A 17,574-nucleotide genomic window follows, 5' to 3' on the forward strand; every position below is an offset into this window, starting at 1 on the left:
AACCTCAAAATCTTCCAACGAATTTGTGATGCTCAACGGAGGTGATCAAGTGGAGGTCGTAGAACTCGTCCCCTCCGTCATAGGCATAGTGGGAATGGTCTTTGTTGCCTTGATTTACTATCTAGTCACGAAAGAGGATCCGGGAACCCCTGAGATGGTTGCCCTAGCTTCCTACATACAGGAGGGTGCGAACGCCTACCTTAAGAGGCAGTTCTACACGATAATAGTGTTCATAGTGATAATAGCTGCCATCTTGGGAATTTTGCAGGGAGCAGTACCCGCGGCCTCGTTCATAGCTGGAGCAGTGCTCTCCCTCATAGCCGCGTACATAGGGATGAACGCTGCGGTGAGGGCTAACGTGAGGACCACGAATGCAGCGAGGACATCCCCCAAGAAAGCGCTGAAGATAGCCTTCTGGGGCGGCTCAATCATGGGACTGTCCGTGGTGAGTCTGAGCGTCCTTGGAATAGGCCTCCTCTACTTGGCGATAAGGGCCTTCTTCCCCACCACAGCTCCCGAGCAGCTGGAAGCGGCCCTCCACACGATAGTTCCCTTCGGCATGGGAGCCAGTTTGGCCGCCCTGTTCGCGCAACTGGGGGGAGGTATCTACACCAAGGCCGCCGACATAGCTGCTGACTTGGTGGGCAAGGTCGAGGCCGGGATTCCGGAGGACGATCCTAGGAACCCGGCCGTCATCGCGGATCAGGTGGGTGACAACGTGGGAGACTGCGCCGGCAGAGGTGCGGATCTCTTCGAGTCCTTCTCCGACAACATAATCGGCATGATGATCTTGGGAGTGGCTTTCTACGCCCTATACGGGTTCAAGGGGATAATGTTCCCCCTGCTGGCGGAATCCTTGGGGGTCATCTCAACCATAGTGGCGATATTCCTCATAAGGGAGAATGTGAAGAACCCGATAACCGCCATAAACTTCTCTCTACTCGTGGCCGGCGTACTTAACCTCCTATTCTTCTACGTACTGGCCGTGAACTACTTGGGCAGGATAGAGGTATTCTACGCGGCAGTACTGGGCTTGGTGGCCAGCTTGGTGGTGGGCGTGCTGATCCAGTACTACACGGGAACCGAATATAGACCGGTCAAATATATAGCGGAGTCTGCCAAGTTCGGTCCAGCCTTGGACGTGATAGCTGGACTTGCAGTGGGTCTGGAGAGCGCATTCCTACCCCTGATAGTGATAGGCGCTGTTGTATCCCTAGCCTTCGTGATAGATGGACTGTACGGTATAGCAGCAGCCACTGCCGGCATACTCTCCACCACCGGGATAATAATGGCGGCTGACACCTTCGGGCCCATCTCTGATAACGCTGCGGGAATAGCAGAGATGTCAGGTCTGAGCAAAGAGGTAAGAGAGGGATTGGACCTACTGGATGCCGTCGGTAACACCACTAAGGCCATAACCAAGGGATACGCGATGGCATGTGCTCTTCTCTCCGCGTTCGTACTGTTTGCTGCCTACCTAACGGCTGCCGGACTCAAGACGTACCTCTTCCACGATAAAGTGATAAACGCAGCTAAGACCGGCGTTGAGCTCGCGGATCCCCTCATACTTGTAGGTGTGATCCTTGGATCTACGCTGGCCTACCTCTTCTCCGCACTGGCTATGCAGGCCGTTGGTAAGACCGCTAATAAGATGGTCGATGAGGTCAGGAGGCAGTTCAGGGAGATACCCGGATTGCTGGAGGGTAAGGCCAAGCCCGACTATGCTAGGGCCGTGGACATATCCACCAAGCACGCACTGAAGGAGATGATCTTCCCGACACTGATAACATTCTTGGCTCCCATAGTAATAGGTCTCCTCTTCGGAAGGAAGCCGTTAGGTTCTTTCGTCGTTGGAGCGACGATAGCAGGAGGACTTCTAGCGATCTTCATGATAAACGCCGGAGGAGCCTTGGACAATGCAAAGAAGCTGATAGAATCAGGGTTATTCGGAGGAAAGGGATCCGATGCTCACAAGGCCGCTGTGGTCGGAGATACAGTGGGAGATCCGCTCAAGGATACTGCTGGCCCGTCGCTGCACATATTCGTCAAGCTAGTCACGATAGTCGCTCTGACTTTCGTGGCTTTCTTCCCGCCGTGACCTCTTTTTAACCTCCCCTATTCTCCTTTTCCTCTGTTCCCTTCTAGAGCGATCCTGCACTGGCTATTGCAAAAATGAGGGAGTCCTTTGGCTCCCTTTCGCACGGGATCGATCGAAGCAGGTCTCACTCCACTTCTATCTGTTCCTCAGGTATCCCCCACTTCTCCTTCAGTAGCTTGGCCACCTTGTACCTGTGATCTCCCTGCAGCAGCACGTATCCATCCTTATAGGTGCCGCCGCACGCCAGTATTCGCTTCATTTCCTTCAGGAAAGATTTCATGGTCTCCTTGGAGAAAGGTAGGTTCTCGATTATGGTGACGTCCCTTCCCCTCCTTCTCTCAGTCCTTATTCTCACGGGTCTGAGTTCCTTCTCGACCTCCTCCCAAGAGAAAAGCTCGATCGGGAGGCCGGTTACGGGATCCCTCAATCTCTCGTCGAACGCAACCATTCCAAGCTATTCCGTCGCTGGGTGATATATAAAAACATATGGTCGGGGTGGGAGGGTCCTTTTTGATTCGAGAATTGCCGGATCAGAAGAGACCAACAATGTTGCTAGCGGAGTCCATCCACCACCTGTTATACTCATCCTTCTTCCTCTCTAACTCCTCATCCGAGTAGAAGGCGAACCTCACATCGTCAGATGACCTGAAGATCTCTAGGGTCTTGAGTTCCCCAACGTCCCAAACTAATCCAGAGACTTGGGTCTTGAGCCAGTCTAGGGGGTTCTCCCCTTGGGGGGCGAGCTTGGAGGGCCAGTCCACCCTCCCCCTGAACTTGAGGTGGTATCTTCCATCCTCTGTCTTCACTCCCTCAACCATGAATCCATCTAAATCCAGATCCAGCTTTCCCTCCTTTACTTCCTCTATAGATGCACCTAATCTCTCTAAAAAGGACCTAAGCTGATCTTCATCCTTGAATACGAGCTCCCCCTCTACTTCAACCTCTGAACTCATGCTGATCACGGCCTATGGAGGAATAAAAGGTTTGAGGATCCCTAGAAATTACAGGAGGATCCTGAACAAGCCATCAACGGCGATACCTAGGAACGCCATGCCCTCAACAGGGCTGGCTGTTTTGTACATTCTCTTGGCCCCCTCTATCACCGGGTTCTTGGCATAGAGGATGGACCTGTACAGAAGCAGTAGGGTGGAGGGCAGGGAAATGATCAGGAAGGCCGGACTGAACGGTCCCACTATGAAGAGAGCCAGTTCGCTGGCCAACATGACGACCACTGATGCCACGATGATTTTAGCCGTCCTCTCTACTCCTACCACAACTGGAAGCATGGGAACTCCGGCTGCCCGGTAGTCCTCAACGTGATAGATGGCTATGTACCATATATGTGCCGGGATCCAAGTTATGGTGATCAGGGCTATGAGTAAAGCCGGAAGCTCCAGCATTCCTCTGGCTGCGGCCCAACCAGCTAGAGAGGGAGCGGCACCGGCTACTCCACCGAATACTATGGATAGGGGCGTCCTCCTCTTGGTCCAGAGAGTGTACACGATGAGATCGAACATGACTCCTAGGGAGGTGGAGAAGGCTGTCCAGACATTGATCAGATACGCAACGGCCACTCCAAGCAGGAACAAGAGTATGCCGAAGGACAGTGCTTCGCCCCTGCCGACCCTACCAGCCGGGATGGGTCGCTGCTTAGTCCTCCCCATCATGGAGTCTATGTCCGCATCCAAGGCCATGTTCACAGCCGTCGTCCCGGAGATCGATAGGACCATGGCTGCCGTGAGAAGCGTGAGTATATCTAGTCTGTAGCCTCCAGCGCCTATGTAAGTGAATACGGAGGTCAGCAACAAGAGAAACGTCTGTTTGGGCTTAGTCAGGCATACATAGTCAGAGATCCTGCTGGATAGCTTGGATACGGCCCTCGCTTCCATACCGGAAGGTTGTGAAATGCCCACCTAATAACTTTGTGAATTAGGTCGCATCACCCAACCCCGTCAAAAGGGCCGTAGAGCGGACACAAACCAGAGGAAGTATAGGGAGAGGGATCAGGGCCTGAAGGCGTAGAGCTTCTCCACCTCTCTAGTTACAGGCTCTCCCTCAATTATCTCGTTATCTACGCTCACTACCACTCCACCAAACGGTATCGCAGGATTCACATACTCTACCGTGAACCCGGATACGGCCATTTTCCAGTCTGGATACTTCAGCGCGTACTTTATGACCAGAGTGCCCTTCACGTACCTCTTCCCTACAGGATGGACGATAGATCTAGGAATATCCTTACCCCCGATCCTCCAAGTGGTCCTGTTATCCACCGACTCCATCTTGAATGCAATAAAGACTAAGGGCTCCTTAGGGTTGGCTCTCCCTGGCTCAGGACATTTCTCGATACTCGCATTAACTTTGTCGTCTATAAATTGAACGGTTCTGCAGAAATGAGGCCTTCCCAAGTGATCGAGCAGGTTGACCTCCACCGTGGTGTAGTTGACGCCTAAATACATGTAGGTCCTCGTCCTAGTCACATTATAGAGGGTGGTTCCGTTCTCCTCGACTCGGCCTAATACCCTCCACTCATCAGTTCCCCAAGGGATGGGCTGGTATATCCTCTTCTCTTTGTTGTAGTTATACCTCTCGACGTAGTATATAGCGAAAGAGCCATTGCTAAGAGCGATCCCGTAGCCAGCCTTCATCCATAAGCGAGTTATCCCTAGGAGGGTTCGGTCCTTGAAGAAGAAGGCCGAGGCCTCAAGGGTCTCCTTCCTAGTGTGACCGGCGAGAACGACGATGTCCCTCCCACCTTTAAAGACGGACACTAAGAATGTCCTAGGTTCCTGTATGAGGGCAGTCGCGTTCTGCGGGGGTATATAGCTGGAGGAGATGTTTCCGACTCCATCGTACGCCTTGGGACCGCCGAGGATCAGGATGACCTCGTAGTTCTTCAGTGCCTCTTTGAAGTCGCTAGGCCCCATTATCTCGTATTCCACGCTCGAATTGGTGAGTATCTCCCCTATGAACTGGGCGGTGGGCATATCGGCATAGTTGCTGATTATGGCCACCTTAGGGGCCTTCCCACCGACCGCTTGGTTGAAGGCCAAGGCCATTGGTAGCGCAAGCAGAGCGATTAGAATGACGGCTGCGTATCTCATCCCACCACATCTCCGCCACGACTTAAAGAGCTTTACGCGTCGCTTGGCTACATCCCCTTTATGCTCAGCTCGATGAGCCTCTTTATCTCATTGGCGTACTCGAACGGTATGTCCCTCACCACGGGCTCGAAGAATCCCAGCACTATCATGGTGATGGCCTCCTCCTCGTTGAGCCCCCTGCTCATCAGATAGAAGAGCTTGTCCTCCGCCACCTTCCCCACGTAGGCCTCGTGGCCCAGTTCGGAGTCTATTTCATCGCTCCTCAACGCCGGTATAGTCTCGCTCGAGGCTTCCGGTGACAGGAGCAGGGAGTCGCATTGAACAAATCCGCTGGATCCTTTGGCACCCTGAACGATCTCCACCTTCCCATAGAAGTTGGTGGAGCCCCTGTCCTTGGCCACGCTTTTACTAATGACCTGACTCTTGGTGTTTGGAGCTAGATGCCTTATCACCACACCGGCATCGTGCCTCTCCTCCCCCTTTACGAAGGAGAGACCGACGTTCCTAGCCGATGATCCCTCTCCCCTCAAGTGTATGACCGGCCTTACTGCAGTGTGCTTGCTCCCCATCAGCGACTCAACCCACTCTATCTTCGCACGGCTCATGGCAACGCCCCTCTTAGTGGGGAGGTTGATCACATGGTTCGCCCAGTTCTGCATGGTCGTTATCCTCACCTCTGCGCCGGGATAGGCCCAGACCTCAGTAACGCCGTAATGCAGGGCCTCCCTTATGTAGGAGGGGGCGGAGCACCCCTCGATGTAGTGAACCTTGGCTCCCTCCTCAGCCACGACAATCGTGTGATCGGCCTGGGCGATGGGAAGGGACCTCATCACGAAGAGGGCGCTTACGGGAAACGGGACCTCAACCCCCTCGGGCACGTATATGAATGTGCCACCGGCCCAGAGGGCGTAGTGTAGGGCCAGTATTTTGTTCTCCTCAGGGCCAGCCAGTCTGGCGAAGTAACTCCTCACCAGATCCTCGTGCTCCCTTATGGCCCTGTCTATGGGCATGGCTATAACACCGAGGGACTTTAGCTGATCGGAGAAAGTCTGGTACACGATGGAGGAGTCCACCTGAACCTGCATCCCCGCCAACATCTCCATTTCCTCCTCTGGTATGCCCAGAGCCTCCAAAGTCTCCCTGATCTCCTGCGGCAGCTCCTCCAGCTTCTCCGCCTTCTCCGCCGGGGAGAAGTATTCCAAGGACTCGAAATCCACCTTCACGTGTCTGGCGTGTTCTGGCATGTCTAGCTTGAAGAAGAGCCTCGCCGACCTCTCCCTCATCTCCCTCAACCAGTCAGGCTCCCCCAGCTCCTTGGATATCTGCCTAGCCTTACTTACCAGAAACTCCTCCGTCAGGCTCACCTAATCACCACCTCGAACCCGCTCTCCTGAATCCTCTCAAAGAGGTCGCCTCCGCCACTGGCCACGATCCTACCGTCGTACATCACATGGACTCTGTCCACCTTCAAGTGCCTGTACAGTCCTCCCGTGTGGGTTATGAGCAAGAGGGTGATACCCTCCTGCAGTGCCCTATGGAGCAGCCTCCCAATGACATTCAGGGAGTCCACATCAACCCCCGAGTCAGGCTCGTCCAGTATGGCAAGCTTGGGCCTGAGGGCGAACATCTGCAGAATCTCAAACTTCTTCTTCTCCCCTCCAGAGAAGCCCACGTTTATCTCCCTATCCAAGAATTCCTCACTGAATCCGAGGGCCTCTAGGTAGGGTCCGATCTTCTCCACCACGAACTCAACCATATGCTCCCTCAGCGGGGTCAGGGGCTTTTCTCCAGTCCTCTTCTCGATGAGCTTCGCCAGGTAATCGACCATTTTTAGACCCTCTATCTCCACGGGATTCTGAAATGCTAGAAAGATACCTCTCTTAGCTCTCTCGTCTGGAGGGAGTGATGTGATGTCCCTACCCTCGAAGAGGATCTTCCCTCCCACCACCTCGTAGGCCGGATGGCCCGCCACAGCGAGGGCTAAGGTGGACTTCCCGGACCCATTGGGGCCAATGATCAGATGAACCTGTCCCCCTTGAACCTCCAGATCAGCCCCCTTGATTATCTCCCTGTCCTCCACGCGGACCCTGAGCCCTTCAAGTCTCAGCATTTCAGAACACCTTCCCGTCTAACCGAATGCGACTTATTTTACCTTCACCTATAGAACTATTGTTATAGATTCAACATTATAAAGTTACGCAGACGGAGGGCGCGATGAAGGGTCTCCCCCTCCTGTTGCTCCTAGCTGCGTTCACCATCTTGCCGATGCTGCACGGCGGTGCTCTACCCCTGATAGAGGTGTGGGTCGAGGACGCCTCGGCCAAACAGGTCGCGATATCCAGCGAACTGATGGCATATCTTAGTGAGAACGGAACTCTCGTGATCACGAGCGATCGTGGGAGGCTGGCGATAAGGGTGGGTGAGGGAAAGCTCGTAGCCGGGAGGGATGTGTTCCTTCAGGAAGGGAATGCTCTATACCTAGTCACCGCTAAGGGCCTCGAGAGAGTAATGGGATGCGAGAGATGCTCCTTCTATCCCTATTCCAGGGATAAGATCGCTATAGTGGATTCCAAAGGCCTGCTGCTGATCTCGGGTGGGGAGAAGAGGAGGTTAAGGGTGAGAGGCACGATAAGATGGTCCGACGATGGCTCAAGACTCTCGGTAATATCCGGCGATGAGCTCCTCGTCGTGAATGCCTTCGGCTCTATAGTATGGAGGAAGGACATGAACACCCAGCTCTTCGATGCCGAGCCGGATGATCTCACTTACGTGTGTATGAAGGGATGCGAGGTCTACGCGATAAACGACAAGTCCTTCGTGGCTTGGACCAACAAGCTATGCAAATGCTGCATCCCCGGCAAGCTCGACAGGTCCGGTGATCACCTCTTCGTGCTGATCCAAGGGAAGGAGCTGGCAGTACTGAACGCGAGGAACGGGAGGAGGATTCAGTCCCTGAGCATGGAGGGGTACGAGATAGATGCCATTCCGGAGATCGTCGCTGTTAGGGATGGAGACGGGAGGATACATGTGGTGGTGGATGCCAGAAGGGTGCATATCAGAGGGGAGAGCGGTGGTGTGCTGATCAGCTGGGATGTCCCCAGCTGGCTGAAGTCCGGAGAGCTCACGGTGGAACATCCCCAAGGCAGGACAGCCATCCCAGTCGGCTCTGACAGCTTTGTGCCGATCCCCGTGGAGGGAGACGTCAACGTGACCTTGAGGGGTTTCTATGGAGAGGTCTCCCTTATCGTGGAAGTGAGACCGCTAAACGTGACCGCTACGCCCTTCGGAGATATTCGCATATCCGGAGACGGGGTCTTTGAGGTTGAGGTCGATGGTAGGAGGTACGTTCCCCCTGTCCGGGTGGATACCGGGTGGCTTCCTACATACACTTTAAGGGTTTACAACCACGGCGTTTTGGTGGCCGAAAGCACCTCGATTAACGCGAGATTCTTGGTTATGATGCTTGTAACCTCAATAATGATTATAGCTCTACTCCTCTGGAGAGTTCGCTCTAGATCCTGAGATTCAAGGGAGATCTCCTACTACTCTTTATTTTTATCCCGTCCTCCATGGCCTATGGAACTGGGATTGGCCGATAAGCTGGCTGTTGTAACTGGAGGAAGCTCTGGCCTAGGTAAGGCCGCCGCTGTATCGCTACTCAAGGAGGGTGCAAGAGTCCTGATTGCTTCAAGAACGGAGGAGAGGTTAAGGAGAGCTATGAGCGATCTATCTAGCCTGGGAGAGGTGCAGGCCTTGAGGACCGACCTGACAAAACCGGATGACATAGAGTCCCTCTTCAGGAAATCCGAGGAGATGGGTGGAGCTGACATACTTGTGATCAGCTATGGAGGGCCAAGAATAGCCAGATTCCCCGAGCTAAACGACAGGGATTGGTATCACGCCTACGAACTCTTGGTGATGAGTGTCGTGAGGCTCGCCCGGCTGTTCGGCTTCAGGATGAAGGAGAGGGGGTGGGGCAGGATGGTTCTGGTCACCTCAGTGGCCATCAAGGAGGTGAACATGAACATACCCCTATCCACCAGCGTGAGGCTCTCCTTAGCTGGTCTCGTCAAGGTCCTATCGAGGGAACTAGCCCCCGAAGTGAACGTTAATGCTGTAATGCCCGGTCATTTCATGACGGAGAGGCAACGGGATCTCCTCAGATCGAGGGCAGCTGAGAAGGGCCTGTCACTCGAGGAGATGGAGGTTAAAGCGGCAAAGGAGATTCCTTTGGCCAGATTTGGCAGACCTGAGGAGCTGGGCGATGTGATCGCCTTTCTGGTGAGTGAGAGGGCGAGCTACATAACGGGCTCCCTTATACCCGTGGATGGGGGTCTGCTGTCCTGCACCCTTTAAGGTGATGAGGATGTCGGAGTGGATTGATCTTTTGGAGAAACTGTCGGTCGCAGCTGGCCCTCCCGGCTTTGAGGACGAGGTTCGGGATCTCCTGATAGATGAACTCAGGGAAAGCGTCGATCAGCTGTTCACCGATCCTTTCGGGAATCTATACGCAGTGAAGAGGGGTAAGAGCGAGAGGAAGCTGATGATTGCTGCCCACATGGATGAGGTGGCTCTCATGGTCAGGTACTTGGAGCCCGATGGGTTTCTCAGGGTCACTAACTTGGGGGGACTAAATCCGGCCCAGCTCCTATCTCAGAGAGTGCTAGTGCATGGGAGGAAGAAGCTCAGGGGAGTTATAGGAACACTACCTGTTCACATGGGGAAGGAGGAGCCCCCAAAGATAGAGGACCTCTACATCGATGTTGGGGCTACCAACAGGGAGCAGCTGGAAGAACTGGGTGTCAGGCCCGGAACTCCCGTGACCTTCGACGTCCCCTTCATCCATCAAGAGGACACGGGTGTGTTGATAGGGAAGGCACTGGATGACAGGCTGGGTTGCCTCGTACTGGCCGAGTCCCTAAAGGGGGTGGATGACCCAGATATGACGGTCTACGGGGTGTTCACCTCCCAAGAGGAGAGGGGGATGAGGGGAGCGACGGTCGCGGTGAACAGGGTCCAGCCGGATCTGGCATTCGTGCTCGAGGGGACTATAGCGTCCGATGTACCGGGAGTCCCAGCCCACAAGTACGTCACCGAGTTGGGCAAGGGACCAGCCCTGAGGGTGATGGATAGGACCGTGATCGTCCAGAGGTGGCTCCTCGAGGAAATGGTATCTAGGGCGGAGGAGCTCGGCATACCCTACCAGCTGCAGCTCTCTCCGACGAGCGGGACCGATGCAGCTGCCATAAGCGTTGGGGGGAAGGGAACACCCGTTGGGATAGTATCGGTCCCAGCTAGATATATCCACACGCCCTCCAGCCTCGCCCGGGTCGAGGACGTAGAAAACACGGTAAAGCTGATGACTGATCTAGTGGGATCACCACCGGAACCTAGATATTGAGAAGGATTTTTTCTCGAAATTCCATCCTCCTCTTCTTCATCTCATCCAAGAAGGGTCTTGGATCGATGATCTCCTCTGGATAGTGAACGCCGGGCAGGCTCAGGATCCCCAGCCCGACCCACTGAGCCGCCAAGGAGGCGGGACTTCCCACGAGCAGGGCCTGAGCGCTCACATTCCATCTCTCACTCCAGCTTATCAGGGCCTCCATCAAGATCTCCGCCTTAACACCCCCTCTCCAACCCCTAGCAACAACCAACATCACATCATGATCGTTTGGCTTGAATCTCTTCCCCCTTAAAGAGCCGAGAATCAACTCCCTGATTATATCTCTCGGGACCACGCTCACATTCCCCAACCTTATTGGTCGGTCAGACGTCAATCCTAGGTCGTGGAGCAGCTTGTACTTCAGAAAGAGGTCTCTGGGGAAGGAGAGCTTGTAGTCGACTAACCTCAATCCCTTACTCTTGAAGGTCTCGCCAAGGGAATAAACCTCAGGATGCTCGACATAGTATAGCTCCTGCTCTCCAACTGGTGGGGGGAAGGACATAACCTCCCTGCCAGAGAAGGGGGCAACCAGCTCGATACTGCCGTCCCTCCACACTTCTACAGGTTGATCCATTTCATCGAATATCGTGTCCAGGGAGTATGGAACGGGGAGCGGCACGCCCATCGAATCGTAATCGTTTAGATCTACCCACCCCTCCCTCAAGAGAAGCGTATCAACCCTGTCGAGTTCCTTAACGGCCTTAGCAGCCATCACGTTTATGAGCCCCGGGCTCCCGCCCATCTCCAATAGAGCAATTAGACCTTTGCTCTTGAACTGATGGTCCATTTCCCTCTGGGCCAATAGTGTCTCTACGTCATCTCCCAAGTCCAGATAGTGGACTCCCGCCTCTAAAGCAGCTCTCATGACGACCGGTATGGTTGTATAGAGAGCTGCATCGATGACCACGTCTGCCTTGAACCCTTTGAGAGAGGATATCACCTCATCAAGCTTCGTGGCATCCAGCTTGGCATGCCTCACCTCCTTGTACTTGGTTAAAGTGCTCGCCTCATCCGCGACACTGCGCGCCTTATCACCGTCTATATCAGCAACTAGTACGGACTCGACATCCGGGCTCATTGAATCATCAGCTAGGTCCAGCACTGCTGCTCTCCCCATAATACCGGCTCCTATAACCGCAATTCTCATCGCGCTTCTAACACATGCTGTTCATCAAATAATTAAACGATTTTTACTTCAGGACGGCAGCGCTCAGGATCTCAAATTTTCGATCCGCGCTTCTAGATCGATGAGTTCGGATTACAAAGCGCGGAAAAGGGAGAGCCTACTTTATAATTTCGCGCGTGTACCATAAAAATTTAAATGATTATAATGACGTACGCCATCAAACAGCGTAAACTTTTATTAAACGATCGCCTGATTGGCCGGGTGCTTATGTCGCTCTCTGGAAAAAACCTAGTTAACCTAGTTCTTATTGCCTTAATAGTTGCTGTCGGTGTCCTGACCTTCACTGGCTCGGCCGCACTGGGTGGAGAGCCGAAACTGGACATCAAGGTGCATTATAAGGAGCAGATAATATCAGCGGCCTACAAAGTGTATGGAAGACCGAGCCTGAAATTCTGGGTCGCCAAGACAGTTCTGAAGAACACGGGTGATGTGCCCGTGAGGAACGTCAAGGTGAGTTACTACATAGAGGGGTACACCTCTTGGTCGACTCCCATTAAATACGACGAGATACCACCAGGAGGCGCCGTGGTAGATGCCTACTACCCTAAGCTACCGAAAAAGGTGGCGGAGCTCACTTCCCCGGTCCCCACCAAGCTGTACATAAAGGTCACTTACGATAAGGGTGGGAGGACTGAGGAGGTAGTTCAGAGCAAGGATATAGAGATCCTAGGAGTTCATGACATAGTATACTCTTCAATACCGGCCGAGGAATCCCTGCTCACATTCCCTGATGTGTTCAGCAACGCTCCTCTTTTGGCCGCTTGGGTAACTCCGACCGATCCTGTAGTTAGGGAATTCTCTGACTTGGGGAACAAGCTAGCTGGAGGCGCAGGAGCATCTCTATCTGATGAAGGGGCACTAAAAACAATGCAGGGGATATGGCAGGCCCTTTTGATAAGAGGAACGACCTATAAAACTGAACCAGAGGGTTTCTGGACCGGGAAATACGCACAGTACGTAAAATTCCCCAGGGACACTATCCTAGATGGAGAAGGGACCTGCATAGATCTAGCGATAATGTACGCAAGCTTAGTGGCAGCGCAGGGGCTTACAGATGTCTACATAATGCTGGTACCAGGTCATGCTTTCCCCATCGTTAGGCTGCCGAAGAGCGGGGCGATGATACCTATCGAGACCACAACTCTGAATCAAGGCGCCACATTCAAGCAAGCCGTGCAAACGGCGGTGTACAACTGGCAGCAGAAATTCAGCAAGGGGCCTTATATCCCAATAAGCATCAAGGTGTGGCAAGCTTCTGGAGTAACCCCACCAGAACTGCCTCCCTTGCCATCGGATATACTTGAGAGGAAGGGGATCAAGCAAAAGCTACTTGCAGTTATCAACAAGCTGGGTGGAGAACTCAGGTCCTATTCCAACAATTACTTCTCCATAAGCTACCCATCATCTTGGAGGGAGGACAGCGGTACGGACGATGAGGGGAGCTACATAAGCTGGGCCTACCCAGAAGACGAGGGGATGTTCCTCTATATATCGTGGACTCCCTTCCAAGGATCTTTGAGCGATTACATCTCGTACATCGAGTCCCTGTACGAAGAGCAGAGGATGGGAATGCAGCAGGGCCAGATGGGCACCTGTCCCTACGTGGTGGCGTCCTATGCTTGGGAATACGAGGGCCAGCCGTGGATGAGCAATGAGATATACATCCTCTGCAAGGGAGTGGGGATACACCTATCCTTCCAAGCGGAGAAACGCTACTGGGACGATGGGACGGCAAGTACCGTCTGGGAGAGGGTGATAGGCACGTTCTATCCTATGATAGCGGGGGGATGAGGGTATGAGGGTCAAACTAAAGCTATTGTTTCTGATCATGATTTCGCTCTTCCTGTATGGTCTACCTCAGTTGGAAGCCCAGCCCATAGCCTTGGGCCAACCTGTCAAGGGAATAGAGCTTCCGGTAAAGGTGGAGATGGATGACCTGCTGAACATGACCGTACTGGAGAACGGCCTAGTCAAGGTCAATGAGGTGGTTAAAGCCACTGCAACTGGTTATCTTGTCTTGAAGCAGCAGTATCCCCTAACCTTCCTGTTCAAGAGGTTTATAGAGATGGATAAGGCGGATGTAGAACTCGAGAACCTAACAGTGAATTTCGACGATGCCAACAGGAGGGTGACAGCGAGCTACGTGGCACTAGGGATGACCGCTAAGAAAATGGACAAGTGGGTTTTCTCCATAGAGGGAGATGCGAAACTGACAACCAGAGCCGGAAATACCCTGGTCTTCAGCAAAACTTTCCCCCTTCCCTTGGGCGGGAAGAAGAACATGGTGATTACCGTCCACCTCCCCGAGTCGGCTAGCGATGTGTCTGTGACCACCGAGGGAGGCTACACCAGGATCTATTACAGACTTCCCTCGAATGGATTAGGTGGGAATCCGATCCTCATCGGTATCTTGGGAATCTTGATAATTCTCCTAGTACTGAACTTAGTGCCGAAAGAGGGGTTGCTGGGTCTTCCAAAGATGTTAAAGAGGAGGAAGAGTTGACGGTTCTCACCCTCCTGTACCCAACCTCACTACCTCCTTTATTTCACTCAGTTCCACAGTACCATCACCATCATCCTTCCACTCGAGGAGAGTCAATCTATTACTGACCCCTTTATTCACTAACCAGAGCAATCCCGCTCTAGTTCCATATCTTGTCACGCCAGCTACCTTGTAAAAGGTGAAGTTACCGCATTTCGTTCTCTCTATTAACGAGTAATCTGTATCTCCGAAACTGGATGTGTAGGTCCGATTGCCGACCCTTATACCCACGAACACGCCACCACGTTGAATGAATTCGAAATCCTCACCGCTCAACCAGCTCGGATCAACGGCGGGCCCACCCAGCCTTATGACGGTCCCTGAGGAGGTGAAGGGGACATCGATTTTGGATATTATATCAGCGTTAAGGAACCTATCTACCCCGGAAGCCGTGATGGCTGCCCTTTTTGGCTTGGAGTAACCACCCTCATCTCCTACGAAAACGAGCAGGAAGGTATCAGGAGCGTCAACATGATCGGAAGCTGGCTTCACCGTGAGCGAATCAAAGTAGAGGACCCATCCCCTTGGTACGCCTATCTTCCCCTTTACACCCTCAATATTCACTAGAGAGAGCACCTCGCACTTATCTCCGAATCCATCCATTAGGATCCCCCTTGGGATCCCCGCTTGAGCTCGAACGAATGTGGGCAAGGATTCAATGTCTATCCTCGCGCCAACTCCCAGCTCCTTAACATCCCCACCACTCTCGTCAAGGACACCAAGCTTCCCCACGACTAGGAGTTTGCCCCTGTATGAGGTCAAGATGCTCCTAGCCTCGCGACTGAGGACCCTCAACTCAGGAGCGATGAGCACATCGTACTGGGATAGCTCCGACTGGGAGGCCATCTCAATGGGGATCACGTCGAATTGAATATGTTCCTCGGCCAAGGCCCTGACTACCTCCCTGAAGGTCCTTATGTGGATTGTCCCCTCTACGTCGTAAGGGTCCGCTATGTATGTGTCCACGAAGTCCCTCGTAAAGGAGGAGAAGAGCACCCCAACCCTGTTCCTCGTACTCCTCTCAATCCCCGAGAGCATCTCCACCAACCAGAAGGCCCGTTTCCTGAATTCGACACCCACACTCCCCGTCATCAGTCCATTAGAGTTGGTCTCGAAGAAGCCGTTGGCCAGCGGGAGTAGGAGCCCGAGTTGCTTGGCGGAATCAGAAGCATCCCTCCCGTAGGTCAGGGGGATGATGACACCATCTCGGACGGATCCTCTCGCATGCTTCAGCATTGCGTAAAAGTGGACCCATTCAGAGAGGCTGGAATTGGAGAGACCCGCCTCCCATGTTGGAGGGCCAATCTCAGGGACTAGGACAATTATCGGATTGTATCGTAGGAACACCTGGTCGAATCCCAGCTCCGTGGCCCCAGCATCGCAGGCGGAACTCCCCACCAAGAGGGGCTTGCCGAGAGAGAAGGACTCTTCAGCAATGGCGAGAACGAAGTCGAGCGCCATGTCATGCCTCCACCTCAACCACAGTGGGAACGAGGGGTCATCCGTGGAGCTTGGGGAAGACACCCAGTATTCCTCTTCGAATCCTTCCTTTCCCCAATCGGAAGCGTCGGGCCACAGACCACTCATCTCCTCTGTTAAATACTCGGGGAGATGAGGAACATCTAGCCAGACACCGTCGGCCACTTCCATCAACTTCCTGACCCTGTCAATCAGGATCTCTCTGTGAGGCGACAGGGGGGACATCCAAAGATCGAATTCACCTCCCTCCACCCACGGCACATCCAGCTCCTCCCCAGTAATCACCAGCCTCCTTCCATCCAAGGAAACTTGGGCCCATTCCTTATGGATAGGCTCGTCACAAACAACCTCCAGAGCGGGAACGTAAACCACCACCCTCATACCCAAGGAGTGGGCCTCTCTGGTGATGACTTTCACGGTCTCTAATGCCTTGGAGAAGTCCCTATACAGCATGTCGCACGAACTGAGCCCTACATCCAGCTCCACCAAAGACACCCCCTGATCCCTCAGGATAGAGATATCGACATCAGGAGATTCAGTATATACTGAGACCACACGTGCTCCCTTCAACCAATTCGGGGCTTGGTAATCCTTGGCCCTCCTGAATTCATCGAATATAACTCTCATCAGCCCATATCTCTCCTCACCCACGCCCTCCCAGAAGATGTATATGCCGTCTGCTCCGGCGGATGCTATCCAGAGGGCCCTTTTCCTAGCCTCCTCCTCGCTCAACTCCGGCAGGTCTGAAAGATAGGTGGATGCTACCACCTTACTGGCTACTTGACGGGCCCTCCACACAGTTTTGAAGTGCCTCAACCTGCTCTCACTGGATGGGATCATCACGTAGAGGGTCCCCGTCACTGCCGCTATACCGGAGAAGTCTATTCCATATGTCTCCAAAGGATCCCATATCAGGAGGTGGGGTCTCACCTCTATGCTAGGCCTCACCTGTCTGGCTGCTGAGGTGATAATCCTGATCAGTTCTGTAACCTGCTTGGCCCTCCACTCCATCCATTTCCCCCTTATCTGGTCGTTTCCCTCGATGAACGACGCCCACCCTTCCGGAGAGTCCCCCTTAACCGTCACACCGGTATCTCTCTCGAACGCTCTCACGGTAAACTCATCGTAGCTCGTCAGAAGGGATTGATCCTCTCTTTCCAAGTAGACATCGGAGAACTGGAAGTTGTCGTTGATGTCAATGCCGTCGACACCCAAGGCAGCCACCTCTCTCGCCACACCTCTCAATAGATCAATGCATTCTCTTTCCCTCACTATCCTCGATGGAGGGACTATCCTGTGGAAGTAATCGGAGGAGTAAAAATCGGAAGGTCTGCCGTTGGACAGAACGGCTATCCACTCAGGATGCTTCTTCAACCACATCTCATGTGGGATATTCACCCATCCATAAACCCTCATCCCAAGTTTCTTTGCCTCCTTAATAGTTCTGAGGGTAATATCTACCATTTCATCCCTTACCGGAAGCAAGTTAGATGGGTACAGGGCGTACCCCTCTCCGTCAACTAAGGTAACTAGTATGGCGTTGGCCCCCACATCCTTGAGCTTTCGGAGCATCAAGGATGGATCGCAGGATGGGTCGGTACATGGATCATAGACTCCCAACTCTAAACTCTTCACCTTGTTAGTGGAAATTCCGATCTGTACATGAAGGGCGAGCGTGAGGAGAGCTAAGGTTAGAGCGTACTTCGAGCTCACAGGCGG

General features: G+C 53.4%; 14 protein-coding genes. 6 read left to right on the plus strand and 8 right to left on the minus strand.

The annotated features are described in order from the left end of the window. Positions 1–49 precede the first annotated feature (49 nt). A complete protein-coding gene (locus QI197_02795; protein ID MDK2372287.1) occupies positions 50–2,098 on the plus strand; it encodes a sodium-translocating pyrophosphatase in 2,049 nt (682 codons plus the stop codon). 124 nt (positions 2,099–2,222) lie between these two features. On the opposite strand, the gene QI197_02800 is transcribed toward QI197_02795, so the two are convergent. The 6 genes from QI197_02800 to sufC all read right to left on the minus strand — a co-directional run bounded on the left by QI197_02800 (position 2,223) and on the right by sufC (position 7,312). Beyond that, the gene (locus QI197_02800; protein MDK2372288.1) at positions 2,223–2,546 is read right to left on the minus strand and encodes a stress response translation initiation inhibitor YciH; all 324 of its coding nucleotides are present in this window, start codon (positions 2,544–2,546) and stop codon (positions 2,223–2,225) included. Between the two features lie 82 nt (positions 2,547–2,628). Further along, on the minus strand, positions 2,629–3,051 hold the full coding sequence (locus QI197_02805; GenBank protein ID MDK2372289.1) for a hypothetical protein: 423 nt from the start codon (positions 3,049–3,051) through the stop codon (positions 2,629–2,631). Positions 3,052–3,099: 48 nt separating this feature from the next. Continuing rightward, positions 3,100–3,987 (minus strand): heme o synthase, encoded by an 888-nt coding sequence (cyoE, locus tag QI197_02810; protein MDK2372290.1) that lies wholly within the window; start codon positions 3,985–3,987, stop codon positions 3,100–3,102. Between the two features lie 114 nt (positions 3,988–4,101). After that, complete coding sequence (locus QI197_02815) at positions 4,102–5,202, minus strand: hypothetical protein (GenBank protein MDK2372291.1); 1,101 nt, start codon at positions 5,200–5,202, stop codon at positions 4,102–4,104. Between the two features lie 47 nt (positions 5,203–5,249). Continuing rightward, a complete protein-coding gene (sufB, locus tag QI197_02820; GenBank protein ID MDK2372292.1) occupies positions 5,250–6,566 on the minus strand; it encodes a Fe-S cluster assembly protein SufB in 1,317 nt (438 codons plus the stop codon). Further along, positions 6,563–7,312 carry a Fe-S cluster assembly ATPase SufC gene (gene sufC, locus QI197_02825; protein MDK2372293.1) on the minus strand — a complete coding sequence of 250 codons (750 nt, stop codon included), beginning with the start codon at positions 7,310–7,312 and terminating at the stop codon, positions 6,563–6,565. Before sufC ends, sufB begins: the two co-directional genes overlap by 4 nt. A gap of 104 nt (positions 7,313–7,416) precedes the next feature. Between sufC and QI197_02830 the strand changes: the two genes are divergently transcribed. From QI197_02830 to QI197_02840, 3 genes are all read left to right on the plus strand, one after another. Further along, complete coding sequence (locus QI197_02830; GenBank protein MDK2372294.1) at positions 7,417–8,724, plus strand: hypothetical protein; 1,308 nt, start codon at positions 7,417–7,419, stop codon at positions 8,722–8,724. A 66-nt stretch (positions 8,725–8,790) separates the two neighbouring features. Next, positions 8,791–9,558, plus strand: coding sequence for an SDR family oxidoreductase (locus QI197_02835; protein MDK2372295.1), 768 nt, complete (start codon positions 8,791–8,793; stop codon positions 9,556–9,558). A 10-nt stretch (positions 9,559–9,568) separates the two neighbouring features. Continuing rightward, a complete protein-coding gene (locus tag QI197_02840) occupies positions 9,569–10,603 on the plus strand; it encodes a M42 family metallopeptidase (GenBank protein ID MDK2372296.1) in 1,035 nt (344 codons plus the stop codon). On the opposite strand, the gene QI197_02845 is transcribed toward QI197_02840, so the two are convergent. Next, positions 10,593–11,795, minus strand: coding sequence for a saccharopine dehydrogenase C-terminal domain-containing protein (locus QI197_02845; protein MDK2372297.1), 1,203 nt, complete (start codon positions 11,793–11,795; stop codon positions 10,593–10,595). The two genes, QI197_02840 and QI197_02845, sit on opposite strands and share 11 nt — an antisense overlap. 246 nt (positions 11,796–12,041) lie before the next feature. Between QI197_02845 and QI197_02850 the strand changes: the two genes are divergently transcribed. Beyond that, a complete protein-coding gene (locus QI197_02850) occupies positions 12,042–13,625 on the plus strand; it encodes a cysteine protease (protein ID MDK2372298.1) in 1,584 nt (527 codons plus the stop codon). A 4-nt stretch (positions 13,626–13,629) separates the two neighbouring features. After that, positions 13,630–14,337, plus strand: coding sequence for a hypothetical protein (locus QI197_02855; GenBank protein MDK2372299.1), 708 nt, complete (start codon positions 13,630–13,632; stop codon positions 14,335–14,337). A gap of 6 nt (positions 14,338–14,343) precedes the next feature. Here QI197_02855 and QI197_02860 read toward each other — a convergent pair whose 3' ends face one another. Beyond that, complete coding sequence (locus QI197_02860) at positions 14,344–17,568, minus strand: family 10 glycosylhydrolase (protein MDK2372300.1); 3,225 nt, start codon at positions 17,566–17,568, stop codon at positions 14,344–14,346. Positions 17,569–17,574: the final 6 nt, after the last annotated feature.

It is taken from the genome of Thermoproteota archaeon (assembly GCA_030130125.1).
GTDB lineage: Archaea > Korarchaeota > Korarchaeia > Korarchaeales > Korarchaeaceae > Korarchaeum.